Origin of the sequence: Pseudomonas congelans (assembly GCF_900103225.1) — a bacterium.
GTDB lineage: Bacteria > Pseudomonadota > Gammaproteobacteria > Pseudomonadales > Pseudomonadaceae > Aquipseudomonas > Aquipseudomonas congelans.
Genome location: NZ_FNJH01000007.1, coordinates 105074 through 131258, shown reverse-complemented (window position 1 = coordinate 131258; position 26185 = coordinate 105074). Strand labels below are relative to the sequence as shown.

The 26185-nt window shown below is 60.1% G+C and carries 24 protein-coding genes and 1 pseudogene; 13 read left to right on the top strand and 12 right to left on the bottom strand.

Annotation, left to right across the window (positions count from 1 at the left end):
- Nucleotides 1-14: 14 nt before the first annotated feature.
- On the bottom strand, nt 15-1073 hold the full coding sequence (bioB, locus tag BLR20_RS21225; RefSeq protein ID WP_010428384.1) for a biotin synthase BioB: 1059 nt from the start codon (nt 1071-1073) through the stop codon (nt 15-17).
- 90 nt (nt 1074-1163) lie between these two features.
- Here bioB and BLR20_RS21220 point away from each other — a divergent pair, with 90 nt between their 5' ends.
- From BLR20_RS21220 to BLR20_RS21210, 3 genes are all read left to right on the top strand, one after another.
- The gene (locus BLR20_RS21220; protein WP_032611816.1) at nt 1164-1898 is read left to right on the top strand and encodes a ComF family protein; all 735 of its coding nucleotides are present in this window, start codon (nt 1164-1166) and stop codon (nt 1896-1898) included.
- Between the two features lie 195 nt (nt 1899-2093).
- Nucleotides 2094-2858 carry a TOBE domain-containing protein gene (locus tag BLR20_RS21215; protein ID WP_054994466.1) on the top strand — a complete coding sequence of 255 codons (765 nt, stop codon included), beginning with the start codon at nt 2094-2096 and terminating at the stop codon, nt 2856-2858.
- 81 nt (nt 2859-2939) lie between these two features.
- Nucleotides 2940-4856, top strand: a complete 1917-nt coding sequence (locus BLR20_RS21210) for a PhoX family protein (RefSeq protein WP_054994487.1) — start codon at nt 2940-2942, stop codon at nt 4854-4856.
- A gap of 125 nt (nt 4857-4981) precedes the next feature.
- Here the strand turns inward: BLR20_RS21210 and BLR20_RS21205 are convergent, their stop codons facing one another.
- Genes BLR20_RS21205 through BLR20_RS21180 form a run of 6 tightly spaced genes read right to left on the bottom strand, consistent with a single transcriptional unit; the run spans nt 4982 to nt 10533 of the window.
- The gene (locus tag BLR20_RS21205; RefSeq protein ID WP_054994465.1) at nt 4982-5815 is read right to left on the bottom strand and encodes a phosphodiesterase; all 834 of its coding nucleotides are present in this window, start codon (nt 5813-5815) and stop codon (nt 4982-4984) included.
- Nucleotides 5816-5840: 25 nt separating this feature from the next.
- Nucleotides 5841-6872, bottom strand: a complete 1032-nt coding sequence (locus BLR20_RS21200) for an ABC transporter ATP-binding protein (RefSeq protein WP_032611820.1) — start codon at nt 6870-6872, stop codon at nt 5841-5843.
- Nucleotides 6869-7663, bottom strand: coding sequence for an ABC transporter permease (locus BLR20_RS21195; RefSeq protein ID WP_003316181.1), 795 nt, complete (start codon nt 7661-7663; stop codon nt 6869-6871). Before BLR20_RS21195 ends, BLR20_RS21200 begins: the two co-directional genes overlap by 4 nt.
- The gene (locus BLR20_RS21190) at nt 7660-8529 is read right to left on the bottom strand and encodes an ABC transporter permease (protein ID WP_032611823.1); all 870 of its coding nucleotides are present in this window, start codon (nt 8527-8529) and stop codon (nt 7660-7662) included. Before BLR20_RS21190 ends, BLR20_RS21195 begins: the two co-directional genes overlap by 4 nt.
- Entirely contained in the window at nt 8529-9530 is a 1002-nt protein-coding gene (locus BLR20_RS21185; protein WP_003411850.1) for an ABC transporter substrate-binding protein, read from the bottom strand. Before BLR20_RS21185 ends, BLR20_RS21190 begins: the two co-directional genes overlap by 1 nt.
- A complete protein-coding gene (locus BLR20_RS21180; protein WP_010428371.1) occupies nt 9514-10533 on the bottom strand; it encodes a LacI family DNA-binding transcriptional regulator in 1020 nt (339 codons plus the stop codon). Before BLR20_RS21180 ends, BLR20_RS21185 begins: the two co-directional genes overlap by 17 nt.
- A 193-nt stretch (nt 10534-10726) precedes the next feature.
- Here BLR20_RS21180 and BLR20_RS21175 point away from each other — a divergent pair, with 193 nt between their 5' ends.
- The 4 genes from BLR20_RS21175 (at nt 10727) to BLR20_RS21160 (ending at nt 13847) form a co-directional block, all read left to right on the top strand.
- The gene (locus BLR20_RS21175; RefSeq protein ID WP_010428370.1) at nt 10727-11701 is read left to right on the top strand and encodes a serine/threonine protein kinase; all 975 of its coding nucleotides are present in this window, start codon (nt 10727-10729) and stop codon (nt 11699-11701) included.
- A 337-nt stretch (nt 11702-12038) separates the two neighbouring features.
- The gene (gene rarD, locus BLR20_RS21170) at nt 12039-12926 is read left to right on the top strand and encodes an EamA family transporter RarD (RefSeq protein ID WP_010435578.1); all 888 of its coding nucleotides are present in this window, start codon (nt 12039-12041) and stop codon (nt 12924-12926) included.
- A 265-nt stretch (nt 12927-13191) separates the two neighbouring features.
- The gene (locus BLR20_RS21165) at nt 13192-13545 is read left to right on the top strand and encodes a type II toxin-antitoxin system RelE/ParE family toxin (RefSeq protein WP_054994486.1); all 354 of its coding nucleotides are present in this window, start codon (nt 13192-13194) and stop codon (nt 13543-13545) included.
- The gene (locus BLR20_RS21160) at nt 13545-13847 is read left to right on the top strand and encodes a helix-turn-helix domain-containing protein (protein WP_054994464.1); all 303 of its coding nucleotides are present in this window, start codon (nt 13545-13547) and stop codon (nt 13845-13847) included. Before BLR20_RS21165 ends, BLR20_RS21160 begins: the two co-directional genes overlap by 1 nt.
- A gap of 19 nt (nt 13848-13866) precedes the next feature.
- Here BLR20_RS21160 and BLR20_RS21155 read toward each other — a convergent pair whose 3' ends face one another.
- A complete protein-coding gene (locus tag BLR20_RS21155) occupies nt 13867-14385 on the bottom strand; it encodes a glycine cleavage system transcriptional repressor (protein ID WP_054994463.1) in 519 nt (172 codons plus the stop codon).
- Nucleotides 14386-14707: 322 nt separating this feature from the next.
- On the opposite strand from BLR20_RS21155, the gene BLR20_RS21150 reads away from it, so the two are divergent.
- A complete protein-coding gene (locus BLR20_RS21150) occupies nt 14708-16885 on the top strand; it encodes a malate synthase G (protein WP_054994462.1) in 2178 nt (725 codons plus the stop codon).
- 66 nt (nt 16886-16951) lie between these two features.
- Here the strand turns inward: BLR20_RS21150 and BLR20_RS21145 are convergent, their stop codons facing one another.
- On the bottom strand, nt 16952-17398 hold the full coding sequence (locus BLR20_RS21145) for a response regulator (protein ID WP_010435570.1): 447 nt from the start codon (nt 17396-17398) through the stop codon (nt 16952-16954).
- Nucleotides 17399-17629: 231 nt separating this feature from the next.
- On the opposite strand from BLR20_RS21145, the gene BLR20_RS21140 reads away from it, so the two are divergent.
- Nucleotides 17630-19564, top strand: coding sequence for a DUF294 nucleotidyltransferase-like domain-containing protein (locus BLR20_RS21140; RefSeq protein ID WP_054994485.1), 1935 nt, complete (start codon nt 17630-17632; stop codon nt 19562-19564).
- Nucleotides 19561-20274 carry a 3'-5' exonuclease gene (locus BLR20_RS21135; protein WP_054994461.1) on the top strand — a complete coding sequence of 238 codons (714 nt, stop codon included), beginning with the start codon at nt 19561-19563 and terminating at the stop codon, nt 20272-20274. The genes BLR20_RS21140 and BLR20_RS21135 overlap by 4 nt, the downstream gene beginning before the upstream one ends.
- Nucleotides 20275-20299: 25 nt before the next feature.
- Here BLR20_RS21135 and BLR20_RS21130 read toward each other — a convergent pair whose 3' ends face one another.
- Nucleotides 20300-20602 carry a cell division protein ZapA gene (locus tag BLR20_RS21130; protein ID WP_003316170.1) on the bottom strand — a complete coding sequence of 101 codons (303 nt, stop codon included), beginning with the start codon at nt 20600-20602 and terminating at the stop codon, nt 20300-20302.
- On the bottom strand, nt 20599-20832 hold the full coding sequence (locus tag BLR20_RS21125) for a hypothetical protein (protein ID WP_003316169.1): 234 nt from the start codon (nt 20830-20832) through the stop codon (nt 20599-20601). The genes BLR20_RS21130 and BLR20_RS21125 overlap by 4 nt, the downstream gene beginning before the upstream one ends.
- 411 nt (nt 20833-21243) lie before the next feature.
- Between BLR20_RS21125 and BLR20_RS28530 the strand changes: the two are divergent.
- Nucleotides 21244-22014 (top strand): annotated as a pseudogene (locus BLR20_RS28530) (MCP four helix bundle domain-containing protein); the annotation flags it as partial.
- Nucleotides 21997-22869, top strand: coding sequence for a methyl-accepting chemotaxis protein (locus BLR20_RS28525; protein ID WP_412778643.1), 873 nt, complete (start codon nt 21997-21999; stop codon nt 22867-22869). The pseudogene BLR20_RS28530 and the gene BLR20_RS28525, both read left to right, overlap by 18 nt.
- 427 nt (nt 22870-23296) lie before the next feature.
- Here BLR20_RS28525 and gbdR read toward each other — a convergent pair whose 3' ends face one another.
- Complete coding sequence (gene gbdR / locus BLR20_RS21110; RefSeq protein WP_010435885.1) at nt 23297-24400, bottom strand: choline metabolism transcriptional regulator GbdR; 1104 nt, start codon at nt 24398-24400, stop codon at nt 23297-23299.
- A gap of 782 nt (nt 24401-25182) precedes the next feature.
- On the opposite strand from gbdR, the gene BLR20_RS21100 reads away from it, so the two are divergent.
- Nucleotides 25183-26130 (top strand): choline ABC transporter substrate-binding protein, encoded by a 948-nt coding sequence (locus BLR20_RS21100; RefSeq protein WP_010407068.1) that lies wholly within the window; start codon nt 25183-25185, stop codon nt 26128-26130.
- The last annotated feature ends 55 nt before the right edge of the window (nt 26131-26185 follow it).

The following is a 26185-nucleotide window of genomic DNA, read 5'->3' as shown; positions in this document are numbered from 1 at the left end:
GCCCATTCAACGGATCAGGCAGAGGCGGCGTCGTAGAACATCGAGCTGCTTTGCTGCTCGACCAGCGCCTGTTCGATGGCGGCCTGGTGCACTTCGTCGGCATGCCCTTCGCCCGCTTCGGGTTTGATGCCCAGACGCGAGAACAGCAGCATGTCCTTGTCGGCCTGCGGATTGGCGGTAGTCAGCAGCTTGTCGCCGTAGAAAATCGAGTTGGCCCCGGCGAAGAACGCCAGTGCCTGCATTTGCTCGTTCATCGCTTCACGACCGGCGGACAGACGCACATGGGATTGCGGCATGAGAATCCGTGCCACGGCGAGCATGCGAATGAAATCGAACGGGTCGACATCTTCGGCGTTTTCCAGCGGCGTACCGGCGACCTTGACCAGCATGTTGATCGGCACCGACTCCGGATGCTCTGGCAGGTTGGCCAGCTGAATCAGCAGCCCGGCGCGGTCATCCAGGGACTCGCCCATGCCCAGAATGCCACCGGAGCAGATCTTCATTCCCGCATCACGCACGTAGGCCAGGGTTTGCAGGCGTTCGGCGTAGGTACGGGTGGTGATGATGCTGCCGTAGAACTCCGGCGAGGTATCGAGGTTGTGGTTGTAGTAATCCAGGCCGGCGGTGGCCAGCGCTTCGGTCTGTTCCTGATCGAGGCGGCCCAGGGTCATGCAGGTTTCCATGCCCATGGCTTTCACGCCTTTGACCATCTCCAGCACGTAAGGCATGTCCTTGGCGGAGGGGTGCTTCCACGCCGCGCCCATGCAGAAGCGGGTCGAACCAATGGCCTTGGCGCGCGCGGCTTCTTCAAGAACCTTCTGCACTTCCAGCAGCTTTTCTTTCTCAAGACCGGTGTTGTAGTGGCCGGACTGCGGACAGTACTTGCAGTCTTCCGGGCAGGCACCGGTCTTGATCGACAGCAGCGTGGAGACTTGCACGCGGTTGGCGTCGAAATGAGCGCGGTGCACCGTTTGCGCCTGAAACAGCAGGTCATTGAATGGCTGTACGAACAGCGCCCTGACCTCGGCTAAAGTCCAGTCGTGACGCAAAGTGGCGGTGGTGCTGGCGCTCATCGGGCGGCTCCTTGGTGTTTCTGGGCAATGCGCGAGGGCGGGAAAGACCCCAGGCGCTACACGGATGTCGGGCATATTTAAGGAAGAGTCATGCACTGTCAACCCAACCATACTCACGAGGTTTACATCTGGTTAAAAAACAAACAATCCTGTTTGTTATGCGATGAACGCAGTGAGGTGCCCGCGCCCATCTGCGTGCCGTGCGAAGCAGAGCTGCCGTGGCTGGGCAACGCCTGCGTGTGCTGTGCGCTGCCGTTACCCCGCTCAGGCATGAGCTGCGCACAATGTTGCAAGCGGCCGCCGGGCTTTACTCAGGTCATCGCGCCCTGGCTGTACGATTTCCCGGTCGACGGCTTGATCACCCGCTTCAAACACAACGGCAAATGGCCCATGGGACGGCTGCTGGCGGAGCTGTGTGCACAGTATCTGCAGCACCGTTTCGAGGAAGACCTGCCGCGTCCCGACTGCCTCATTCCAGTACCACTGGCCAACAAGCGCTTGCGCCAGCGCGGCTACAATCAAGCGGCGATGCTGGCCGGCTGGCTGGGTAAACAGCTGCAACTGCCGGTCGACGAAGAGCATGTGTTGCGCAGCCGGGAGACAACCGCACAACAGGGCCTGGACGCCAAAGCCCGCAAACGCAACCTGCGCGGCGCCTTCACCCTGGTTGATCCCGATTGGGTACAAGGCAGGCATCTGGCGCTGATCGACGATGTTGTGACAACCGGTTCGACGGCAGAGGTGATTGCACGATTGCTGAACAAGGCCGGCGCGCGAAGAGTGGACGTGTATTGCCTGGCGCGGACGCCCAAACCGGGCGATTGATCTGGTTCTATGTTCATGAACCTCAAGACTCTCATCGCTCCCACGCTCCGCGTCAGATCTTGAGCGTGCGGTGCGGCGCAGAATTGTGACGCAGAGCGTCACGAAAGGCATGCGGACCACGCTCCGCGTCCGGTTTTCGACGCCGCGCACAAGAGCGATCATACTGCCCTCTCCTACTCGACCGCCCGGATTTCCATGTCCCTACCCACCTTGCTGACGCAACACATGGTCCGCCGCCCGCAACGCATTGCGCTGTTGCAGCATATTGCCGAACAGGGCTCGATCACCCGTGCGGCGAAAAGCGCAGGGCTGAGCTACAAGGCGGCCTGGGACGCCATCGACGAGTTGAACAATCTGGCGCAAAAACCGCTGGTAGAGCGCAGTGTCGGAGGGCGCGGCGGTGGCGGCGCGAAGTTGTCGGTCGAGGGCGAGCGAGTGCTGCGTCTCTATCAGCGCGTCCAAGCATTGCAGGCCCAGGTGCTGGAAGCAGCCGAACACAGCAGCGATCTGGACCTGCTCAATCGCCTGACCCTGCGTACCAGCGCACGCAACCAGTTGCTGGGGCGAATCGTCAGCATCACCCGACAGGGACACAACGATCAGGTTCGCCTGCAATTGGCTGACGAGGTGTTTATCGAAGCACAGGTCACCCATGACAGCACCCTGCGTCTGGAGCTGGAGAACGGCACGGAAGTGGTTGCACTGATCAAGGCCGGCTGGCTGCAACTGCACCCAGACGACACCCAAGAAACAAATGGAAACAATTGCCTGATCGGTCGAATCGACAGCATGGCCGAGGCTGAAGATGGTCCAAGTGAAGTACGCATCACACTCCCCGGCGGCCAGACGCTGTGCGCCCTGGCGACGCCTGAGCACCTGCATGCACAGCAGCTGAAACCCGGCGCCACGGTGCAGGCAAGATTTTCAGCTTCACTGGTGTTGCTTGGTATACCGCTTTAGGCGCTGGCAAGTCATCACCACGACACAATTTCGTCATATGCGCGCACTAAGGTGGCTGCCATATTCGAGGGAGCCGTGATGATGAAACTATTAGAAGAAAATCAAACCACCGATCTGGAAAACATGGTCGGCGCAGACAAGGTCGGCCTCACCCGCCGCGGTTTCATCAGCGCGGGTGCCCTGTGTGGCGCGGCGATGTTCCTGGGTGGCAACCTGCTCAGCCGCACTGTCCTGGCGGACAGCGTCAGTGCGGCCTCTGGCACCTTGCTCGGCTTCCAGAGCATTCCTGCTGCCACCGCCGACAGCATCAGCCTGCCGGCAGGCTACACCTCTTCGGTACTGATCAGCTGGGGCCAGCCGTTGCAGGCAGGCGGCCCGGCGTTCGACCCGAGCGGCAAAGGCACCGCCAAGGCTCAGGAAGTGCAGTTCGGCGACAACAACGACGGCATGTGCCTGTTCCCGATGCCAGGTCACAAAGACCGCGCGTTGATGGCGATCAACAACGAGTACACCAACTACCGCTACCTCTTCGATCACGGCAAGGAGCCGCAATCGGCTGAAGAAGTGCAAAAGGCTCTGGCGGCCGAAGGCGTGTCGGTCATCGAGGTCCAGCAGAAAAACGGCAAGTGGCAGTTTGTTCAGGACTCGCCTTACAACCGGCGCGTGCATGGCAACACGCCGATCAACCTGAGTGGCCCGGCAGCCGGTCACGACTGGCTCAAGACCGAGGCCGACAAGACCGGCACGCATGCGCTCGGGACCTTCCAGAACTGCTCCAGCGGGCAAACACCGTGGGGCACGTACCTGACGTGCGAAGAGAACTTCACTGATTGCTTCGGCAGCAGCAATGCGGAGCAGAAGTTCGATGCAGGCATGAAGCGCTACGGCGTTGTCGCTGCCAGCAAGGAGATCAACTGGCACCCGCACGACCCGCGCTTCGACGTGGCGAAGAACCCCAACGAGATCAACCGGCATGGCTGGGTGGTCGAGATCGATCCATTCGATCCCAAATCGACGCCGGTCAAGCGCACCGCGCTCGGCCGCTTCAAGCACGAGAATGCGGCGTTCACCCAAACCAAGGGCGGTCGCGCCGTGGTGTACATGGGCGACGACGAACGTGGCGAATTCATCTACAAGTTCATCAGCCGCGACAAGATCGACCACCAGAACCCGAAAGCCAATCGCGACCTGCTCGATCACGGCACGCTGTACGTGGCGCAATTCGACGCTGGCGACAGCAACCCCGATCATCCGAAAGGCAAAGGCCAGTGGATCGAGCTGACCCATGGCAAGAACGGCCTGGATGCCGCTGCCGGTTTCAATAATCAGGCCGAAGTGTTGATTCATGCGCGCCTGGCGGCCAGCGTGGTCAAGGCCACGCGCATGGACCGCCCGGAGTGGATTGTGGTCAGCCCCAAGGATGGCCAGGTGTATTGCACCCTGACCAACAACATCAAGCGCGGCGATGAAGGTCAGCCGGTTGGCGGACCGAACCCTCGTGCCAAGAATCAGTACGGTCAGATCCTGCGCTGGCGTGAAGAAGGCAGTAACCCTTCGGCGATGGAGTTCGAATGGGATCTGTTTGTGGTCGCAGGGAATCCGACTGTATATGCCGGCACCCCGCAAGCCGGGTCGAGCAATATCAACGCGCAGAACATGTTCAACAGCCCGGACGGCCTGAGCTTCGACCAGGCCGGTCGCCTGTGGATTCAGACCGATGGCGATTCCAGCAACAAGGGCGACTTTGCTGGCATGGGCAACAACCAGATGCTCTGTGCCGACCCTGCCAGCGGCGAGATCCGTCGCTTTCTGGTCGGGCCGATCGGTTGCGAGATCACCGGTATCAGCTTTGCGCCTGACTACAAAACCCTGTTCATCGGTATCCAGCATCCCGGCGAAAACGGCGGCTCTACCTTCCCCGAGCATTTGCCCAACGGCAAACCGCGTTCATCGGTGATGGTCATCACCCGTGAAGATGGCGGCGTTATCGGCGCCTGATAGTGGGGGTGGTGATCGTGCCCATGCTACGCGTGGGCATGCAGTTCTTGACGCTCTGCGTCACTTCAGTAAGAGGACGCAGAGCGTCCGGAACAGCGCTCCCACGCAGAGCGTGGGAGCGATGATTAATCAATCAACCCGTTCACATCATAGAAAGGGTACGGCCCTTCATAGTCGCCGAACACGGCGTTATGACTGACAAACCCCTGTTCCGACTGCCAGCGGTGCAGCACGTAGCCTGCCGGCTCCAGGTTGAAATGCGCTGGCGCGGCTTCGTCGAGGTCGAGCACGATCTGGTGTGAGGTGCCCGGGCAGATGCTCGCCACGCTGCCTCCGAAACGTCGCTGCATCGGTCGATGCAGATGTCCGCACAGCAAACGCTCCACTTGCGGATGCTGGGCGATCACACGCTCCAGCGCCGATGCGTTGCCGAAGGGTTCGCGGTCCATGTGCCCTATGCCGGTAATGAACGGCGGATGGTGCATGACGATCACGGTCGGCACATAAGGACGACGTGACAGCTGCGCGTGCAACCAGTCCAGCTGACAGTAATCCAGTTGCCCGCCATGCTCGCCGGGAATGGTCGTGTCCATGCCTATCAGGCGCACCGGATATTTCTCCACCACCCAATCCAGAGGCCCGCTGGCCGACAACGGCAGGTACACCTGCTCGGCAAACGCCGCCAGCAGGTTGTGTCGATCGTCATGATTGCCGGGCACCAGATAAAACGGTATCTGCAGACGTTCCAGCTCTGGCTTGAGTACCGCGTATTCGTCCTCACGACCGAAGTCCACCAGGTCACCGCTGATCACCACGATGTCGGGGCGCTGCTTGCTGGCATTGATGTGCGCGACAGCGCGGCGCAACGCACCCAGGGTGTCGACCACGCCATAGGTCAGGCGCCCGTCGGCTTTGAGGTGCAGGTCACTGATCTGAGCAATAAGAAACGGACGATTCAAAATAATCTCTCTACGAAAAACGATTTCACGAATGCAGGGTAAACAGCACTTGCGGGTCGACACTCAAGGCAATGACTGCGTTTGCGGCGTAAATCACGTTGTCGGTGCTGTCCACCAGCAACGGCTGCGGGCCACCGACATCGACCAGCAAGCGACTTTGCGCGCCCTGAAAAAACTGCCCGACCAGACGCCCATGAAGATGGCCGCTTCCTGACATCAAACGCAGGTGCTCGGGGCGGCAGTAGACCGTGCCCGGTACCTCAGCACCCTGCCACGGCAACTCGCCACCGCTCACCTTGAGGCCTGACGCGGTGCGCTCGACCACACTGAACGCGTTCAGATTGCCGACAAACCCGGCGACAAACGCATTGGCAGGCTGTTGATAGATTTCCCTCGGTGTCGCCAATTGCGAGACGCAGCCTTTTTCCATGACCAGAATCCGGTCGCCCAGGGCCATTGCCTCGCCCTGATCGTGGGTGACGAACACCGAGGTAATGCCCAGCCCACGCAGCAACTGGTCCAGCTCACTGCGCAAGCGCTCGCGCAACTGCGCATCCAGTGCCGCCAGCGGTTCGTCGAGCAACAGCACCCGGGGACGCGGCGCCAGTGCCCGGGCCAGCGCAACCCGTTGGCGCTGCCCGCCAGACAGCTCGTTGACGCGGCGATTGCCGTGGCCGGTCAAACCGACCAGTTCCAGCAACTCATCGCAACGCTTGTTGCGCTCGGCAGCCGACAGACCACGAATCTTCAGGCCGTAAACGATATTCCCGGCCACATCGAGGTTGGGAAACAACGCGTAGTTCTGAAACACCATGCCCACGTCGCGCCGCTCGATGGGCAGGCGTGTAACGTCCTGATCATCGAACAACACCTGGCCGACATCCGGACGTTCAAGCCCGGCAATCAGCCGCAAGGTGGTGGTTTTGCCGCAACCGGACGGACCGAGAATCGCCAGCGTTTCGCCGGGCTCGATGGTCAGGTGCAGATCCTTTACAGCAACGGTGCCATCGGCAAATGCCTTGCGGCAGCCTTTCAGGCGAATGGTGGTTCCGCTCATCGGCTCTCTCCACGGGCAAGACGCGCGCTGATGGCCTGCAACGCAATCAGCAGCGGCACAATCAGCAACAGAAAAAGAAGGGTGTAGGCGCTGGCGACTTCCAGTCGGGCCGAGGCGTAGCTGTCGGCCAGACCGACCGGCAGGGTTTTGGTCATCGGTGTGTGCAGCATCCAGGTCAGGTTGAATTCGCCCAGCGACAGGGTCACGACCATCAGCACGCCAGCGAGAATCCCGGCCCGGCAGTTAGGCACCACCACGCTGAAGAACCGCTTGATCGGCCCGGCGCCCAGACTGGCGGCAGCCTCTTCGAGCACCGGCAGTTGCTGACGCTGCATCACCGCCATGACCGGGCGCACCAGGAACGGCAGTGTGAACAACACGTGGCCGACCAGAATGAACAACCAACTGCTGCGAAAGCCGCCGAACTGGCCGTAGGTCAGCAGTAACGCGAGGGCGCTGGCCAGACCGGGCATGGCGACGGGCAAGACCATCAACTCCTCGAAGGCCCGGCTGAAGCGGTTGTTCATGCGCACCAGTGCATACGCTGCCGGCACACCCACCAGGCAAACGCAGATTGCGCACGCCACGGCCAGTTGTAACGACAGCCAGACGGTCGGTGAATAGGCCTGCCAGACCTGCACCAGCCAGTCGAAGGTCAGCCCGCTCGACAGGCCCAGAAAATAATTGCGCGTCAGGCCGGCAAGCAGCGACAGCACCACCGGCACCAGCATGAACGCACAGACCAACAGGGTGAACGCAAGTTGCGCCACGAACAGCGGTGAACGTTTCACAGGACAACTCCCGATTTACCGACCATGCGACGGGCCAGCAACAGCACTGCCCACGTCACCAGACCGAGGATTACCGACAGCGCGGCGGCCACCGTGAAGTTGGCGTAATTGGTGAACACGTTGTAGATCGCTACCGGCGTGACGTTCAGACGCGTGCCCAGGGTAAAGGCGGTGCCGAAGGCGCCCATCGACGTGGCGAAGCAGATCGCGCCGCAGGACACCAGCGCGGGCGCCAGTCCCGGAATGATCACATCGCACACCACGCGCCAATGACCGGCACCCAGCGAATGAGCCGCCTCTTCAAGGCTGCGGTCCAGGCTTTCGCAGGCCGCCATGACTGTCAGAATCACTCGCGGAATCGAGAAATACAGATAGCCGATGAACAGCCCGGTCAGCGAGTAGGCGAACACCCAGCGCTCGCCCGCCAGGTGCAGCCCGAGCGCAGCGAAGATGCCCTGGCGACCGGCGAGCAGAATCACCAGAAAGCCGACCACCACGCCGGGAAACGCCAGCGGGAAGGTCAGCAGGGCCACCAGCGCAGAGCGTCCGAAAAAGTGGTTGCGGGCCAGAAACACACCGCTGATGCCGCCGACCAGCAACGCCGCAAGCGTCACCACCAGCGCCAGCAGGCAGGTTTGCACCAGACTGCCCAGATACTGCGCACTGCTCAGGACCTGCCAGTAGCCGCTGCCATTGCCATCAGAACCTTGCGCACCGAGCACAATCAGGTGGGTCAGCGGCAGCAGCCAGAAGGCCAGCAATACCGCCATCGCCGGAGCCAGCGCCACCGCAGCGGTCGGGCGCAACCGCAGCCTGAAAAATCCGCCCTTGCGCAGAGCCAGCGCTTGTTCCGGCGAGGCTGACATTACTTCACCTCACGCAGATAACGGGCGGCGAAGGCTTCCTGCACGGCAGCCATGTGCTGGTAGTCCACCACACCGGCGCGGGCGTAATCGCTGTCCGGCAGGAACTGTGCAGCCACTTCGGCAGGCATTTTCGAGCGCACTGGACGCAGATAGGCCTTGGCCCACAGCGCCTGCCCTTCGTCGGACAATACGAAGTCCAGCACCTTCTCGGCGTTGGCACGATGCGGCGCCTTGGCCACCAGGCTCATCACATACGGAACGCCGATGGTGCCTTCCTTGGGAATCACGAAGGCGACGTTGGCCTTGTCCTTGTAGCGAGCGCGATAGGCGTTGAAGTCATAGTCGACCAGAATCGGCAGCTCGCCGGACAGCACGCGTGCATAGGCCGTTTGCTTGGGCACGATGGGCGAGTTCTTCGCCAGTTTCTGGAAGTAGTCGATGGCCGGACCGAAGTTGTCCAGCGTGCCGCCCATGGCCTGGTTGATCGCCACGGCGGACACGTAACCGACGAACGCGCTGGACGGGTCGAGGTAACCGACCATGCCCTTGTACTCGGGCTTGAGTAGATCCGCCCAGCTTTGCGGCACCGGCAGACCGCCCAGTGCGTCGACGTTGACCATGATGCCGAGTGTCCCGGAGTGAATCGCGAACCAGTGCCCTTCAGGGTCTTTCAGACCTGCCGGAATCTCGTCCCAGTGCTTGGGTTTGTAGGTGTCGACCACACCGGCTTTTTGCGCCTGCAGGCCGAACGTCACGCCGTAATAGACCACGTCAGCGACCGGCGCGGCTTGCTCGGCAACGATCTGCGCCAGCGCCTGGCCAGAGTTCTTGTTGTCCAGCGGCACCTGCACACCGGTGCTGTCGGCAATCGCCTTGAGCTGCGTTCCCCAGTCGGCCCATTCGGGCGGGCAGTTGTAGCAGATGGCGGTTTCGGCGGCCTGGGCGAGGCTGGCCGCACCGCATAACAGCAGTGCCGCGAGGGTTTTACTGAGGCTGAGCATGAAGCATCTCCTGGTAGGGCTGGGTGCTTTCGCCGGGCCGGATGTGGCACGGCAGACAATGAGAAACAGGTACTGCGCCAGCAATCCGTGCCAGTAATTGGTCGATGACGATGTGCGCCAGCTCGGCGATGGGCTGAACCACGCTGCACAAGGTCGGGTGCATCTGCGTGCCGAGAGCGATGCCGTCAAAGCCGATCACCGACAGGCGCTCGGGAACGCCCCAGCCGTTGCGGCGCAATTCGGCAATCAGGCTGATGGCCAGCAAATCGTTGGAACAGACCAGCGCGCTGGGCGCATCCGGACCACGTAACAGCGGTTCCAGTGCAGCGAAATCAGCGCGGGTATGAGCAGGCATTTCAATCACCGGTCGGACCTCAAGGCCACACTCGGCCATGGCGTCGCGATAGCCTTCATAACGCAGTCGGGCGCGGTCGGACTGCATCGCCGGGCCTGCGACCATGGCGACTCGCTGATGGCCCGCATCGATCAGGTAGCGGGTGGCCAGCGCCATGCCCGCACGGTTATCCACAGATACCGCGCTGTACTCCGGATTACCGGTCTGGTGATAGGCCAGCACGAACGGGGTGTCTTCATTGATCAGGCTTTGCAGCACCCGGTTGTGCTCGGCGTCGGTCACCGTCAGCACCAGCCCGTCGACCCGCTGACGCAACAACTCCTCAACCACAGCGCTTTCACGTTCTGCGGCGTAATCGGTGGTTGCCAGCAGCAGGTTATAGCCCCGCGCCCGCGCCGCCCGCTCCATGGCCTGAAACTGCTCGGCAAATACCGGGTTGAGCAGGTTGGGCACCACCACGCCAATCAGATTGGTGGTTTGCAGACGCAACTGGCGGCCCAGCCGGTTGGGACGAAACCCCAAGGCGCGGGCAGCGGCGAATACCCGCTCGCGGGTCTCCGAGCGCACCACGTCGGGGCTTGCGAAGGCACGTGCCGCCGTGGCTCGGGAAACCCCGGCCAGATGCGCTACCTCTTTCAGATCAGTCATTGTCGCTCGCTTGAGATCGATCTCATTGACGGCGACTCTAAGCGGCAAACATGGCTATACCGCGACTGGGTGATGACCGTTTGGTGACAGTCCACCCCTTGAGCACTTTAATGGGATGGGTTTGGCGAAGCGGGACCGGTCTGCGTTACCATCAGCGGTCCGACGCGGCAACCTGCTGCGCGCAGGAGTAGTCATGGCTCACCCGTTTGCAACACTTACTCCCGATCTGGTCCTGGATGCTGTCGAAAGCATCGGCTTTCTCAGCGATGCCCGCATCCTGGCGCTGAACAGCTACGAAAACCGCGTGTACCAGGTCGGTATCGAAGACGGCCAACCGCTGATCGCCAAGTTCTATCGCCCACAGCGCTGGAGCAACGAAGCCATCCTTGAAGAGCACAGCTTCACCGCTGAACTGGTCGAGGTCGAAGTGCCCGTGGTCGCGCCCATGGTGCACAACGGCGCAACCCTGTTCGAGCACGCTGGTTTCCGTTTCACGCTGTTCCCGCGTCGCGGTGGACGAGCGCCGGAGCCGGGCAATCTTGATCAGCTGTATCGCCTCGGTCAGCTACTGGGGCGTCTGCATGCCGTCGGCTCGACCAAGCCGTTCGAGCACCGTGAAGCACTGGGCGTGAAGAACTTCGGCCATGATTCGGTCAATTTTCTACTGAAAAACGACTGCATCCCGCGCAGCCTGCTGCCGGCTTACGAGTCGGTGGCCCGCGATCTGCTCAAACGTGTCGAAGACGTTTACGCGGCCACACCGCACACCAACATCCGCATGCACGGCGACTGCCACCCCGGCAACATGATGTGCCGCGACGAGATGTTCCACATCGTCGATCTGGACGATTGCCGCCTTGGCCCTGCCGTTCAGGATATCTGGATGATGCTGGCCGGCGACCGCCAGGAGCGTCTGGGTCAACTGTCGGAGCTGATGGACGGCTACAACGAATTTCATGATTTCGACCCTCGCGAACTGGCCCTGATCGAACCGCTGCGCGCCCTGCGTCTGATGCACTACAGCGCCTGGCTGGCACGGCGCTGGGATGACCCGGCGTTTCCGCACAGCTTTCCGTGGTTCGGTACCGAGCGCTACTGGGGCGACCATATCCTGGCCCTGCGCGAGCAGATGGCTGCACTGAATGAAGAACCGCTGAAGTTGTTTTGATGCTGGCTGCACGCACTTGCGTGGAGTACCCAGAGCACGCCGTTCTGGACACTCTCAAGCCCTTGGTGAAGCGAGAACCGGTGACGCAGAGCGTCACAAAGGGCATTCCCACGCTGGAGCGTGAGGAACGATAGGTGTTCGGGAGAAACCATCGTGCCCATGCTCCGCGTGGGCCTGCCGTTCTGGACGCTCTGCGTCCGCCCTTGAGCAGCTCCACTTGGCGTGAATCAGTCGAATATGTGTATAACAATCAGCGCACCTGCGTGAACAGGAGTCAAACGATCCATCGCATCACCGCATAATAAAACCGGAAATTTCTGTATTAAAGGGACGCTCCATGCAAGCTGCCAATCCACGTCGCGGGTACATTCTGGGCCTGAGTGCTTACGTCATCTGGGGGCTGTTCCCCATCTACTTCAAAGCCATCGCCGCCGTTCCGGCCATCGAGATCATCATCCACCGCGCGCTCTGGTCAGCGCTCTTCGGCTCGATAGTGCTGATGTTCTGGAAACACCCCGGCTGGTGGCGCGACCTGCGCAACAACCCGCAACGGCTGGCCGTGCTGGCGCTGAGCGGCACGCTGATCGCCAGCAACTGGATCATCTACGTCTGGGCAGTGAACAACGGACGCATGCTGGAGGCCAGCCTCGGGTATTACATCAACCCACTGGTCAACGTGCTGCTCGCCATGTTGCTGCTGGGCGAACGCCTCAGACGCCTGCAAATGCTGGCGGTCGCCTTCGCCGCGATGGGTGTCGCACAGCAGGTCTGGCACGTTGGCAGCCTGCCGTGGGTGTCGCTGGCACTGCCGTTGACCTTCGCGTTCTACGGGCTGATCCGTAAAAAAGCACCGGTCGCCGCCCTGCCCGGCCTGGTGGTGGAAACCTGGATGCTCGTGCCGCTGGCGCTGATCTGGCTCGCGTTGAACCCGATGGCCGTAAGCGCGCAACCGGAATTCTGGACCACCACGCAAGCCATCTGGCTCGCCGCCGCCGGCCCGGTCACGCTGGTACCGCTGGTGTGCTTCAACGCCGCCGCTCGCCATTTGCCTTTCACCACCCTGGGCTTCCTGCAATACATCGCGCCTACACTGGTTCTGCTACTGGCTGTGCTGCTGTATGGCGAACACCTGACCACCAGCACCATCATCACCTTCGCTTTCATCTGGACGGGGCTGGCCATCTACAGTGTGGATATCTGGCTGAAATCCCGCGGCCGTAGCTGATCAAAAAACACACAGATCCTCGCAGGCCACGTCGACCGTGGCCTGCAAGAGGTTCTCCAAGGGTTATCCACAGGCAGACTCACCTTATCTGTGCACAAGCCCTTGAAACTGCTGGTTTTTTGATCAGATCCCGCGAAGCCGCAGCTGATATGGCGCGCAAGGCTATTCCCCCAGGTTATCCACAGGCAGGTGCACGATTAACTTGGATAACCCGGGATACCTTTCCAAGCATTGAATTATGCACATTTTTTGGTACACTCCAAATATGAGTAATCTCCCACCCACTTTGACCGTCAAGTTTTTCCGGACCGAATCAGGCAATGAACCTGTACGTGAATGGCTGATCGATCTGCCACGCGACGATCGTAAGGCAGTCGGCACTGACATCAAGACGGTCCAGTTCGGATGGCCAATAGGTATGCCTGTGGTCCGTAAAATGGAGCCAGACCTTTGGGAAGTCAGAATTGATTTGAAGGAAAAGATTGCACGAGTACTGTTTACCGTCGAAGCCCGCACAATGGTTTTGCTTCATGGCTTCATCAAGAAAAGTGAAAAAACTCCCGCGTCTGATCTGGAAACTGCCAGACAGCGCAAGGCAGCACTGAAGAGGAAAAGGTAATGAGCGAGCACATAGGCTCCGATTTCGATGATTTCCTTGCCGAGCAAGGTTTTGCCGAGGAGGTTTCTGCCGCAGCTCTGAAGCGAGTCATCTCTTGGCAGATCGCCGAAGTCATGAAACAGCAAAAGGTGACCAAGAAGGCCCTTGCCGAGCGTATGCACACAAGCCGGACGGCAGTGGACAGGGCTCTGGATCAAAACGATCCAGGAATGACTCTTGCGACGCTGGCCAGCGCAGCAAGAGCGCTGGGGCAACGTGTAGAAGTCAGGCTGGTACCAGAGCGAGAAGCAGTCCACAACTGAATAAAACCAGTCGTCGGACTTACTCCTTGGCTCCCAGCACCAACTCCACCATCAAATCATCCGCCAGGGTCTCCAGCGCCATCTGCAGGTCATCCAGTGACAAGTCCTGCGGGACGCCCAACACTGCTTCGGCATGGAACAGCAGTTCGCTGCTCATGGGCGCAGGGGCTACGTCGGTGATCAGGTGTTCGACGTTGACGCCCTGCCCGGCCAGCAAGCGGGTGATGTCGCGCACGATGCCGGGGCGGTCGTTGCCGACCAGTTCCATGCTGATCAAGCGGGTAGTATCGGACGTCTCGACCACGCTCTCAGCCAATAACATGCGGATGCCATGAGCTGACAGGCCGTTCAGGGCATTGATCAGATCGTCATACTTTTCTGCCTCGACGCCTACCTTGAGAATCCCGGCAAATTGCCCGGCCATGCGCGACATGCGGCTTTCCAGCCAGTTGCCGCCATGCTCGGCAATGCACTGCGAGATGCGTTCGACCTGACCCGGTTTGTCGGGAGCAACCAGCGTTACGACGAGATGATCCACGGTCAATTCCTCTTTCTGCACAGGTGATTTGGAGACAGCGTCGGTCTTACCAGTATAGGCATGCCCGAGGGGCAGCTCGCTCGCGGTAAATCGTGTACCGTTTGCCACGCTTTATGGAACAATCCTGAGCGCTTTTGGGAACACGGTGAATATCATCGTGACCCGATATGAATATCCGGTCGTTTAGTGACATATTCAGCGACGTTTTCACGCGAAGGCAGCTCATGTAGTATCCCGAATCGCGCACTACATGGCACCAAGATCAATAACAGAGCGCTCCCCGAGTGTGCTCGACCCTGCTGAGCAGAGTGAGGCAAGTGCAATGACTGAGTACGTTCAAGTCGGTGACCTGCAAGTCGCCAGAGTCCTGTTCGACTTCGTGCAGAACGAAGCCACCCCCGGAACCGGCGTCGATGCCACTGCGTTCTGGACCGGTGCGGACAAACTGATCCACGACCTTGCGCCAAAGAACAAGGCACTGCTCGCCAGACGTGACGAGTTACAGGCGAAAATCGACGCCTGGCACCAGTCGCATGCCGGACAGGCTCACGACGCCTCGGCCTACAAAGCCTTCCTTCAGGAGATCGGCTACCTGCTGCCAGAAGCAGCGGACTTCCAGATCACCACGCAAAACGTCGATGAAGAAATCGCCACCATGGCCGGCCCGCAACTGGTTGTGCCGGTGATGAACGCCCGGTTCGCACTCAATGCGTCGAACGCCCGCTGGGGTTCGCTGTATGACGCGCTCTACGGTACTGACGCCATCAGCGAAGCAGGCGGCGCGGAAAAAGGTAAAGGCTATAACAAGGTGCGTGGCGACAAGGTGATCGCTTTCGCTCGCGCCTTTCTCGATCAGGCTGCGCCTCTGGCAGCAGGTTCACATGCAGACTCGACGGCTTACAAGCTGATCGACGGCAAGCTGGTCGTCAGTCTCAAGGGTGGCAGCAATACCGGCCTGCACGATGACGCCCAACTGGTCGGCTTTCAAGGTGATGCCCTGGCACCGTTTGCCTTGCTGCTCAAGCACAACGGCCTGCACTTCGAACTGCAGATCGACGCCGCCAGCCCGGTCGGGCAGACCGATCCGGCAGGCGTGAAAGACATTCTCATGGAGGCCGCGCTGACCACCATCATGGACTGCGAAGACTCCATCGCCGCCGTCGATGCCGACGACAAAGTGGTTGTCTACCGCAACTGGCTGGGCCTGATGAAGGGAGATCTGGCCGAATCGGTGTCCAAGGGCGGAGAGACCTTTACCCGCACCATGAACCCGGACCGCGTCTACACCACGCCAGAGGGCGGCGAAGTCACCCTGCACGGGCGCTCGCTGTTGTTCATTCGCAACGTGGGCCACCTGATGACCATCGATGCGATCCTCGACAAGCATGGCAATGAAGTGCCGGAAGGCATTCTCGATGGCCTGCTGACCAGCCTCGCCGCGATCCACAACCTCAAGGGCAACACCTCGCGCAGCAACAGCCGCAGCGGCTCGATGTACATCGTCAAACCGAAGATGCACGGCCCGGAGGAAGCTGCATTCACCAACGAACTTTTCGAGCGTATCGAGCAGGTACTGGGCTTGCCGCGTAACACTTTGAAGGTCGGGATCATGGACGAGGAGCGCCGCACCACGGTCAACCTCAAAGCCTGCATTCAGGCCGCCAGCGAGCGTGTGGTGTTCATCAACACCGGTTTCCTCGACCGCACCGGTGACGAAATCCATACCTCCATGGAAGCGGGTCCGGTGGTGCGCAAGGCACAGATGAAAGCCGAGAAGTGGATCACTGCCTACGAGAACTCCAACGTCGACATCGGCCTGAAATGCGGCCTGCAAGGTCGCGCACAGATCGGCAAAGGCATGTGGGCCATGCCGGACCTGATGGCGGCGATGCTGGAGCAGAAAATCGCTCATCCACTGGCGGGTGCAAACACGGCCTGGGTCCCCTCACCTACGGCCGCTGCGTTGCACGCCCTGCATTATCACAAGGTCGACGTGTTCGCCCGGCAGGCCGAACTGGCACAGCGCGAGCAAGCCTCGGTGGATGACATTCTGACCATTCCGCTTGCGCCAAACACTGACTGGACGCCGGAAGAAATCCAGAACGAACTGGACAACAACGCGCAGGGCATTCTTGGCTATGTAGTGCGCTGGATCGATCAGGGGGTGGGGTGTTCGAAAGTGCCGGACATCAACGACATCGGCCTGATGGAAGACCGCGCCACGCTGCGTATCTCCAGCCAGCACATGGCCAACTGGCTGCGTCATGGTGTCGTCAGCGAAACTCAGGTGCTTGAGAGTCTCAAGCGCATGGCTCCGGTGGTGGATCGCCAGAACGCCAACGACCCGCTGTATCGCCCGCTGGCACCGGACTTCGACAGCAACATCGCCTTCCAGGCGGCGGTCGAACTGGTCATCGAAGGCATCCGACAGCCTAATGGCTATACCGAGCCGGTACTGCACCGTCGCCGTCGAGAGTTCAAGGCCATCAACGGCCTGTAACGCGTCGCACACCCTCCTTGCAGGTTCTGGTCCTTGAAGGACCAGAACCTGCAACGGCTCACCGCCTCAGTTCATCCCCAACTCCCGCTTGACCAGCTTCACCAACTGCCTGGTATTGAGCGGTTTGAGAAGGAAGTCCACCACGTTCAGGTGCATGGCATCGATGGCATCGCGCACATTGGCGTCGCCGGAAACGATGATGATCGGCAGTTCGGCGCGGTCCGACTCACGAACCTTGCGAATCAGATCCAGCCCGTCAAAAGGAGCCATCCGCAAGTCGGTGATCAGCAGTCCAATGGACTGACGCGAGTGGATCATCTGCAGCGCAGTATCGCCACCGGGCGCGGTCATGCAGCTGATGTCATTGAGGCTCAGAATTTCGGCCAACAGTTCGCGCGCGTCGCTGTCGTCATCGACGATCAGGACCCGTTGCGGGGCGCTGCGGTCGGGCGTGAGCATGACCTCATGGAGGGCATCGCGCTCATCGTCGCTCAGAATATCGTGGTCAATCATTGCAGTCTCATCATTCCCTGAACTAATCCGACAGCAGATACGGGTCAATCTGCGATGCATTTCGTCGGCATCCTGGCCAATCTTCGCTCGCAATCCATTGCGCTCGTCAAATCAGTTATGCCGCAACCGGCACGGCGGTGTCACCGGGTTCAAGGTAAGACTTACGTCCAATGGGCACCTGGCTGCAAGCGGCCGACCATGAGCACCAATAACAAGAACGCGGAACAGGCCATGAGCAAGGCAGATGCTTTCACCCAGGCAGGCAAGACAGCCGTGCTGCAGAACATACACGGCACCATGCAGTTTCTGCAAAAATTCCCGCCATTCAATCAGATGGAAAACGCTCATCTGGCGTATCTGGTCGAGCAGTGTCAGCTGCGGTTTTACGCAGGCGGTGAAAGCATCATCAAGCCTGGCGACGGACCGGTGGAGCACTTTTACATCGTCAAGCAAGGGCGCATCGTCGGCGAGCGTCCGCATTCTGCCAAAGGCGTTACGGAAACGACATTTGAAATAACCACGGGCGAGTGTTTTCCGCTCGCCGCACTGTTGGGCGAGCGTGCCACTCGCACCGAGCATCTGGCTGCCGAGGACACCTTCTGCCTGCAGTTGAACAAGCAGGCATTCATCAAACTGTTCGCACTCTCCACAACCTTTCGCGACTTTGCCCTGCGCGGTGTCAGCAGCCTGCTCGATCAAGTCAATCAACAGGTCCAGCAGCGCGCCGTCGAAACCCTCGGCACGCAGTACTCTCTGAACACCCGGCTGGGTGAACTTGCCATGCGCCATCCGGTGATGTGCAGCCCGGAAACGCCGATGCGCGACGCCGTGAAGCTGATGCATGAGCAGCAAGTCGGCAGCATCGTGATTGTCGACGAGCGGCAGGCGCCGCTGGGTATTTTTACCCTGCGCGACCTGCGTGAGGCGGTTGCCGATGTGAATGCCGACTTCAGCGCACCGGTCAGTCACACCATGAGCCTGTCACCGTTCCACCTGAGCCCCGACGCCAGTGCGTTCGACGCAGCCATCGCCATGACCGGTCGTCATATCGCCCACGTGTGCCTGGTTCGGGACGGACGCTTGTGCGGCGTGGTGTCGGAGCGGGACCTGTTTTCCCTGCAACGGGTCGACCTGGTGCACCTGGCGCGGACCATTCGCAACGCGCCACGCATCGAAGCGCTCGCCGGCTTGCGGGGCGATATAGTCCAGTTGGTTGATCGCATGCTCGCCCATGGCGCGTCTTCGACCCAGATAACCCAGATCATCACCCTGCTCAACGACCACACCGTATGCCGGGTAATAGAGCTGACGCTTGCAGAGAAAGGCGATCCCGGCATCGCATTCAGCTGGCTGTGCTTTGGCAGCGAAGGCCGTCGCGAGCAGACGCTGCATACCGATCAGGACAACGGCATTCTGTTCGAAGCGCGTGATGCAGCCGAGGCGGAGCAGATTCGCAAAGTATTGCTGCCGATTGCCGAACGCATCAATCAGAGCCTGGCGCAGTGCGGTTTTACCCTGTGCAAGGGCAACATCATGGCCGGCAATCCCGACCTGTGCCTGTCCCGACTCGAATGGTCACAGCGCTTCTCGACGTTTATTCGCGAGGCGACGCCGGAGAACCTGCTGGCCTCGAGTATCTATTTCGATCTGCGCGTGGTCTGGGGGGATGAAAGCGGCTGCGAGCAACTGCGCCGCGGCATTCTTGATCAGGTCGCAGACAATCGGCTGTTCCAGCGCATGATGGCCGACAACGCATTGCGCCAGCGTCCGCCAGTGGGTCGCTTCAAGGATTTCGTGCTGGCCCGCAAAGGCAGTGAAAAGGATACGCTGGACCTCAAGGTCGAAGGCCTGACGCCCTTCGTCGACGGTGCGCGCCTGCTGGCGCTGGCCAACGGTATTGACGTCAACAACACGCAGGAACGTCTGCGCCAGTTAGTCGAGCGTGAGGTTATCGACCCGCTGGATGGCGCCGCGTATGAGGAGGCCTATCACTTCATTCAGCAGACCCGCATGCAGCAGCACCAACTGCAGAGTCGCCAGAATCTGGCTTATTCCAACCGCATCGCCCCCGACACACTCAACCATCTGGACCGGCGCATTCTGCGCGAATCGTTTCGCCAGGCGCAGCGATTGCAAACCAGCCTGACCCTGCGTTATCAACTATGAATCTGTTCGAATGGCTCAAACCACGGCCGAAAAAAACACCTTTGCACGCGCATCAACTGGATCGTCTCGAACGACTGCCGGTTTGCGCGAAGCTCAGCGCCACGTCACTGCGTGAACAGCGCTGGGTAGTGCTGGACCTGGAAACCAGCGGCCTGAACATGAACCGTGATCAGGTGCTGTCCATTGGTGCGGTGGTGATTGAAGACGGCGCCATCGATCTGGGCCAGCAGTTCGAGCGCACACTGTTGCGCGTCGACCACAAGGTCAGTCCGGCCGTTCTGATTCACGGGCTGGCGCCCAGTGCGATTGCCGCGGGCAGTGAGCCGGTCGAAGCCTTGCTGGACTTCATGGAGTTCGTCGGTGACAGCCCGATTCTCGGCTTTCATGCGCCATTCGATCAGCACATGCTGTCACGCGCCTTGAAAGAAAGCCTGGGCTATCGCTTGCAGCATGCGTTTTTCGACGCCGCCGAAATAGCCCCGATGCTATGCGAACACGCCAACCTGCGTCATGCAGGGCTGGATGACTGGACCCGTTTCTTTGGCCTGCATGCCGAAGAGCGTCACCACGCCAGCGCCGATGCGCTGGTCACCGCAGAACTGGCGCTGATCCTGTTCAGCCACGCCCGTCGTCAGCAGATCGACAGCCCCTTGCGGCTGGAGGAAGCACTCGGGCAATGGCGCAGGCGCAGACAGTCGCACTCGTTCTGATTGCGACTGCGTCAGCGCCTCACGTTCAGTTCGGGGCGATGGTCTTGGCGATCACATCCACCGTCGCTTCGACCTGCTCCCGGTAGCGCTTGAGTTCGACCTTGTGCAGTTGCTCCAGCTCGATCTGCTGCGAACAAAGGTTCAGCGCGGCGAGGACCAGTAGACGATCACCGATCAACGTCGGGTATTTACGCTTGGTGTCGGCCAGCGATGCATTGAGCATCGCCGCGGCCTTCATGAGGGTCAGGTCTTCGCCAGCCGGCGCCTTGACCGAGTACTCATTACCCAGAATGGTGAGAACGGTTACCCCGCTGCCATCGACGTTCATGCGCCGACAGCACTTGCGCTGGTCGCGCGATCAACCAGTGCCTGGATGCGTGCGGCAGTACTGCCATGCTTCTCTTCCTGCTCCATCAGACTCAGTTGCAAGTTCTCGTTCTCGTCCTTGGCTTTTGCCAGCTCGGCACCGAGCTGTGCATTTGTTTCCTGAAGGGCCTGGTTCTGCTGTACCAGATCGCCGACAAGTTGTTCCAATTGGCTAAGGGAGGCTTCCAACATTTTGATTTCTCGAGCAAATTTCAACGGGCGCGTACGATAAAGAAAAGTCGTTGCGCATACCAGCGCTCACCGCTCTGTCATCACATCGACACATCGATAACGTAGACGCGTAGGGGGCTTGTGACTCCTTATTCGGTATCCGGTTCCTGCTGTTCGTCAGACCGTCTGAAACTGCGACAAATGCGCGCAGCCATTGGGCGGACTGCCATCGCGAAAAAAGCCCCCACCCCGTCTTTTCAATGGGTTGCGCCAGATCCGCGAAAGAAATGAAGAAATCGTCATGATTAAGGCACATGCGATACGTGCCTATCGGCTCAAGACTTCAGTCGCACGTCCGATAGGCACCCCACTTACGGCTTTATCCCCGTCTCTAAATCGCATGGAACGCGTCAATGACCCTGGAAGCTTTCTATGTCCTTGCGAAATATGAACATCGCGCCCCGAGCGTTTCTTGGATTTGCCATGATCGGCACCCTCATGCTGATTCTGGGCGTCTTTGCACTGTCACAGATGAGCAAGATCCGCAGCGCAACCGAAGTGCTGGCCGACAACAATGTGCCCAGCATCAAGAGCCTCGATCGCTTCGCTGAAGTCAGTATTCGCCTGCGGGTGCTGTCCTACCGATTGCTGGTCAACCGCGATCCGGAAACCCAGCAGAAAACCATCGAGCTGATGGCGATGCGCAACAAGCAGATCACCGACGCTCAGGCCATTTACGAGAAGCTGATCAGCACTTCCGACGAGCGCGATCTCTATAGCCAGTACGTGCAGTTGCTGGGCCAGTATCGCCAGCTTGAAGACCGCCTGAAAACGCTGACCCGCGCGAACAACATCGACGAATTGCAGGGCTTGCTCAATAACGAAATGGTCAGCAACTCCGACCAGATGAACGTTGTGCTGCGCAAGCTGGTGGATATCAATACGGCGCAGTTGAATGCGGTCAAAGAACAGGCCTCCATCGAGTATGACTCGGCATTCAACATGGTGATCGGACTGCTGATCGCAGCCACCCTGCTGACCCTGGTGTTTGCCTGGATGCTGATCAAAAGTATTACCACGCCGATCGCCACCGCGCTGCTTGCGGCGGAGACCATCGCGCAAGGCAACCTGACCCGGCCGATCAGTATCGACGGTACCGATGAAGCCGGTCGTCTGCTGCTGGCCATGAAGACCATGCAGGACAAGCTGCGCGATACCTTGCAGGGTATTTCCGGCTCGGCCACGCAACTGGCCTCGGCAGCCGAAGAGCTGAATGCCGTTACTGACGAAAGCGCACGCGGGCTGGTGCAGCAGAACGATGAAATAGAACAGGCAGCCACCGCGGTCAACCAGATGACCAGCGCCGTGGAAGAAGTGGCGCGCAACGCCACCAGCACCTCGCAGGCATCGCGCAGCGCGGCGACCTCTGCAGGCGATGGCCGCGACCTGGTGCAGGAAACCGTCAGCGCCATCGAGCGCATGAGTGGCGACGTGCAAGGCACTGCCGAGCTGATCATCAGCCTGGCCAATGAGTCGCGTGATATCGGCAAGGTGCTCGACGTGATTCGCGGCCTGGCCGACCAGACCAACCTGCTGGCATTGAACGCCGCCATCGAAGCTGCACGCGCCGGTGAAGCAGGACGTGGCTTTGCCGTCGTCGCCGACGAAGTCCGTGCCCTGGCCCACCGAACCCAGCAATCGACCAGCGAAATCGAACGCATGATCAGCAGCATTCAGACCGGCACGGAACAGGCCGTCAGCTCGATGCGCAACAGCACCGAACGCGCCGAATCGACGCTGAACATCGCCAAGGGCGCGGGCCAGGCGCTGAACACCATCAACAGCGCCGTCGAAGAGATCAACGAACGCAACATGGTCATCGCCAGCGCCGCCGAAGAGCAGGCACAGGTCGCCCGTGAAGTGGACCGCAACCTGGTCAACATCCGCGACCTGTCGGCACAATCCACCAACGGCGCCAACCAGACCAGCGCAGCCAGCACCGAGCTGTCACGCCTGGCAATCGACCTCAACGGCATGGTTTCGCGCTTCGCGCTTTGATTACAGACAGGTACCTGACTCTCATGCCAATGCTCCGCGTTGGCATGCAGTTCTGGACGCTGTGCGTCCTCTTGGCGACGCAGTGCGTCGCGAAATGCATTCCCACGCTGGGGCGTGCGGAACGATGATCGCAACTATCGTGCGACGCTTGCGGCACATGCCTTTCCAGACGCTCCGCGTCCTCTTGCGACGCAGAGCGTCGAGAACTGCATTCCCACGCTGGAGCGTGCGGAACGATGATCGCAACTATCGTGAGACGCTCTGCGTCGCATGCCTTTCTGGACGCTCCGCGTCCTCTTGCGACGCAGAGCGTCGAGACCTGCATTCCCACGCTGGAGCGTGCGGAATGATGATCGCAACTATCGTGCGACGCTCTGCGTCGCATGCCTTTCTGGACGCTCCGCGTCCTCTTGACGATGCTGGGCGGCTACAGCCTCACACTCGCAAACGTCGACTCATTACGCGCCTGACTCAAGGCCGACATTGGCCCTGACAACGGGGCAAGCACCAGGGCCTGCGGGATTGGCATCATGGCGACCTGCTGTGCGGTGTTGGACCCTACGCGCTCATCACGTGGCGGGATGCCAAAGTATTCGCGATAGCATTTGGAGAAGTGTGGCGTCGATACGAAGCCGCACACCGAGGCCACTTCGATGATCGACATTGGTGTCTGCTTGAGCAGTTGTCGGGCGCGAATCAGGCGCAGTTTCAGGTAATAGCGCGATGGCGAACAGTGCAGGTATTTCTGGAACAGCCGCTCCAGCTGCCTGCGCGAAACGGCGACATACACAGCCAGCTCGTCAAGATCGATCGGCTCTTCAAGATTGGCTTCCATCAGCGCCACGATTTCCTGCAGCTTCGGCTGATTGGTACCCAGCATGTGCTTGAGCGGCACGCGCTGGTGGTCCTGTTCGTTGCGAATGCGCTCGTAGACGAACATCTCGGAAATGGCTGCCGACAACTCGCGCCCATGATCACGACTGATCAGGTGCAGCATCATGTCCAGTGGTGCGGTGCCGCCTGAACTGGTGAAACGGTTGCGGTCCAGCGTGAACAGCCGGGTGCTCATGGACACTCGCGGAAAGGCTTCCTGCATCGACGCCAGACATTCCCAATGCACACTGCACTCGAAACCGTCCAGCAAACCCGCGCACGCCAGCGCCCAACTGCCGGTGCACACGGCGCCCAGACGACGCGACTGACGTGCCTGGCTCTGGAGCCAGCTGACATGTTCACGCGTGACGGAGCGCTGGATACCGACACCGCCACAGACGATGACCGTGTCGAGCAAAGGCGCCTTGTGCATCGCCGCATCCGGCGTGATCTGCAGACCATCGCTGGCCCACACCTGGCCGCCGTCGAGACTCAGCGTGGTCCAGCGATACAGCTCGCGGCCCGACAACTGGTTGGCCATGCGAAGGGGCTCTACCGCCGATGCGAGGGAGATCAGGGTGAAATTATCCAGCAGCAGAAAGCCGATGGACTGTGGCGCGCGGTTCTGGGGTTGAGTCCCTTGATTGAACGATGTCATCACACTATCTCCTCTCATATGGCAATGGTTGGCCCCAGAACAGGCTCTTCTTGTAGCCCCCGTTACTGCAGAGCTTTGTAATGACATCGCAAATCCCATGCCGGAATTTGATCGCTCATTCAAGAACATCTGAAAACGACGTCGCGAAGCGTCTAACCGGCTGCGACCCACGTACCTGTTTGCGACAGCCAAGCCTCCGCATGCGCAGTTCGATGAGCAGTTCGGTAGCACTTGACGGAAACGACCAAGGGGTCTTCGCACGCCAAGTGATACTCAATGCACATCCCGGGAAAAGCCTGCAAAGGACAGGCGTTCGCGCTAAAAAGTGGCGGCCTGCAGGGCGCGTGATCGAAAAGCGCGCAGCCACCAAAAATGGCACCCGACATGGCGTGACCACTGCCGGATCCGACCCGATAATGAACTTGTCGGCGTTACTCCCCTCCAAAACACCGCGTTCGCGCAGGCTCCGACCTGCCAACCGACCGCTGCCGACCTGCGCAGCGACTGTGTAACGTACTGGCCGTTTTTTCGCAGTTCCGACACTGCAACCGGGCGTGCGTACGATGCAACGAATCTGTAAGCGACCTTGCGCGCACTGGATACGACGCCTCCTGCACTGGATACGACGCCCCCTGTAGGCGTTTGATTTTCCCTGTTACATGATCGGTTCCGACTCGATCGCCAGGCGCAGTGATGGAGCTTCGCGAAAAGCCTCGCCAACCCATAAGCCGCGTCAGCGTTCACCTGCTGATGACTAGAAGAAACTCACAGGAGTCCACCCCATGAAAGGTTCCAAATCGTTGCTGTTGGCCGCCACGCTCTGTATGCCGGTGCTAGCCCAGGCAGCCGAGCCAGAGGCCTGTCATACGGTCAACTTCTCCGACGTAGGCTGGACTGACATTACCGTCACCACTGCGGTAACCAGCGCCGTACTCGAGTCACTGGGTTACAAGACCAAGACCACCATGATCTCCGTACCGGTGACCTACAAGTCGCTGGCTGACGGCAAGAACATGGACGTGTTCCTCGGCAACTGGATGCCGACCATGGAGAACGACATCAAGCCCTATCGCGAAGCAGGGACCGTCGAAACCGTGCGTGCCAATCTGGAGAACGCCAAGTACACCCTCGCAGTGCCGGAAGCGCTCTACGACAAAGGCCTGCATGACTTCGCCGACATCGCCAAATTCAAGAAGGAACTGGGCGGCAAGATCTACGGGATCGAGCCTGGCAACGACGGCAATCGCCTGATCCAGAGCATGATCGACAAGAACGCCTTCGGCCTCAAAGACGCAGGCTTCAAGGTCGTTGAATCCAGTGAAGCCGCAATGCTTTCGCAGGTCGACCGCGCCGTGAAACGCAAGAACGATGTGGTGTTCCTCGGTTGGGAACCGCACCCGATGAACACCCGCTTCAAGATGAAATATCTGACTGGCGGCGATGACTTCTTCGGCCCCAACTATGGCCAGGCGACGATCTACACCAACACCCGTAAAGGCTACAGTCAGGAGTGCAGCAACGTAGGTCAGTTGCTCAAGAACCTGTCCTTCACGCTGAACATGGAAAGCACCCTGATGGGTAACGTACTGGACGACAAAATGAAGCCTGATGCCGCCGCCAAGGCGTGGATCAAGAAAAACCCGCAAGTACTCGACACCTGGCTCGCAGGCGTGACCACCGTCGATGGCAAACCAGGCCTGGAGGCAGCCAAAGCCAAGTTGACCCAGTAAGCCGACAGCAGGCGGGGCTGACCCGCCTGCTGCCCTCTTCACCTTCCGCAAGCGG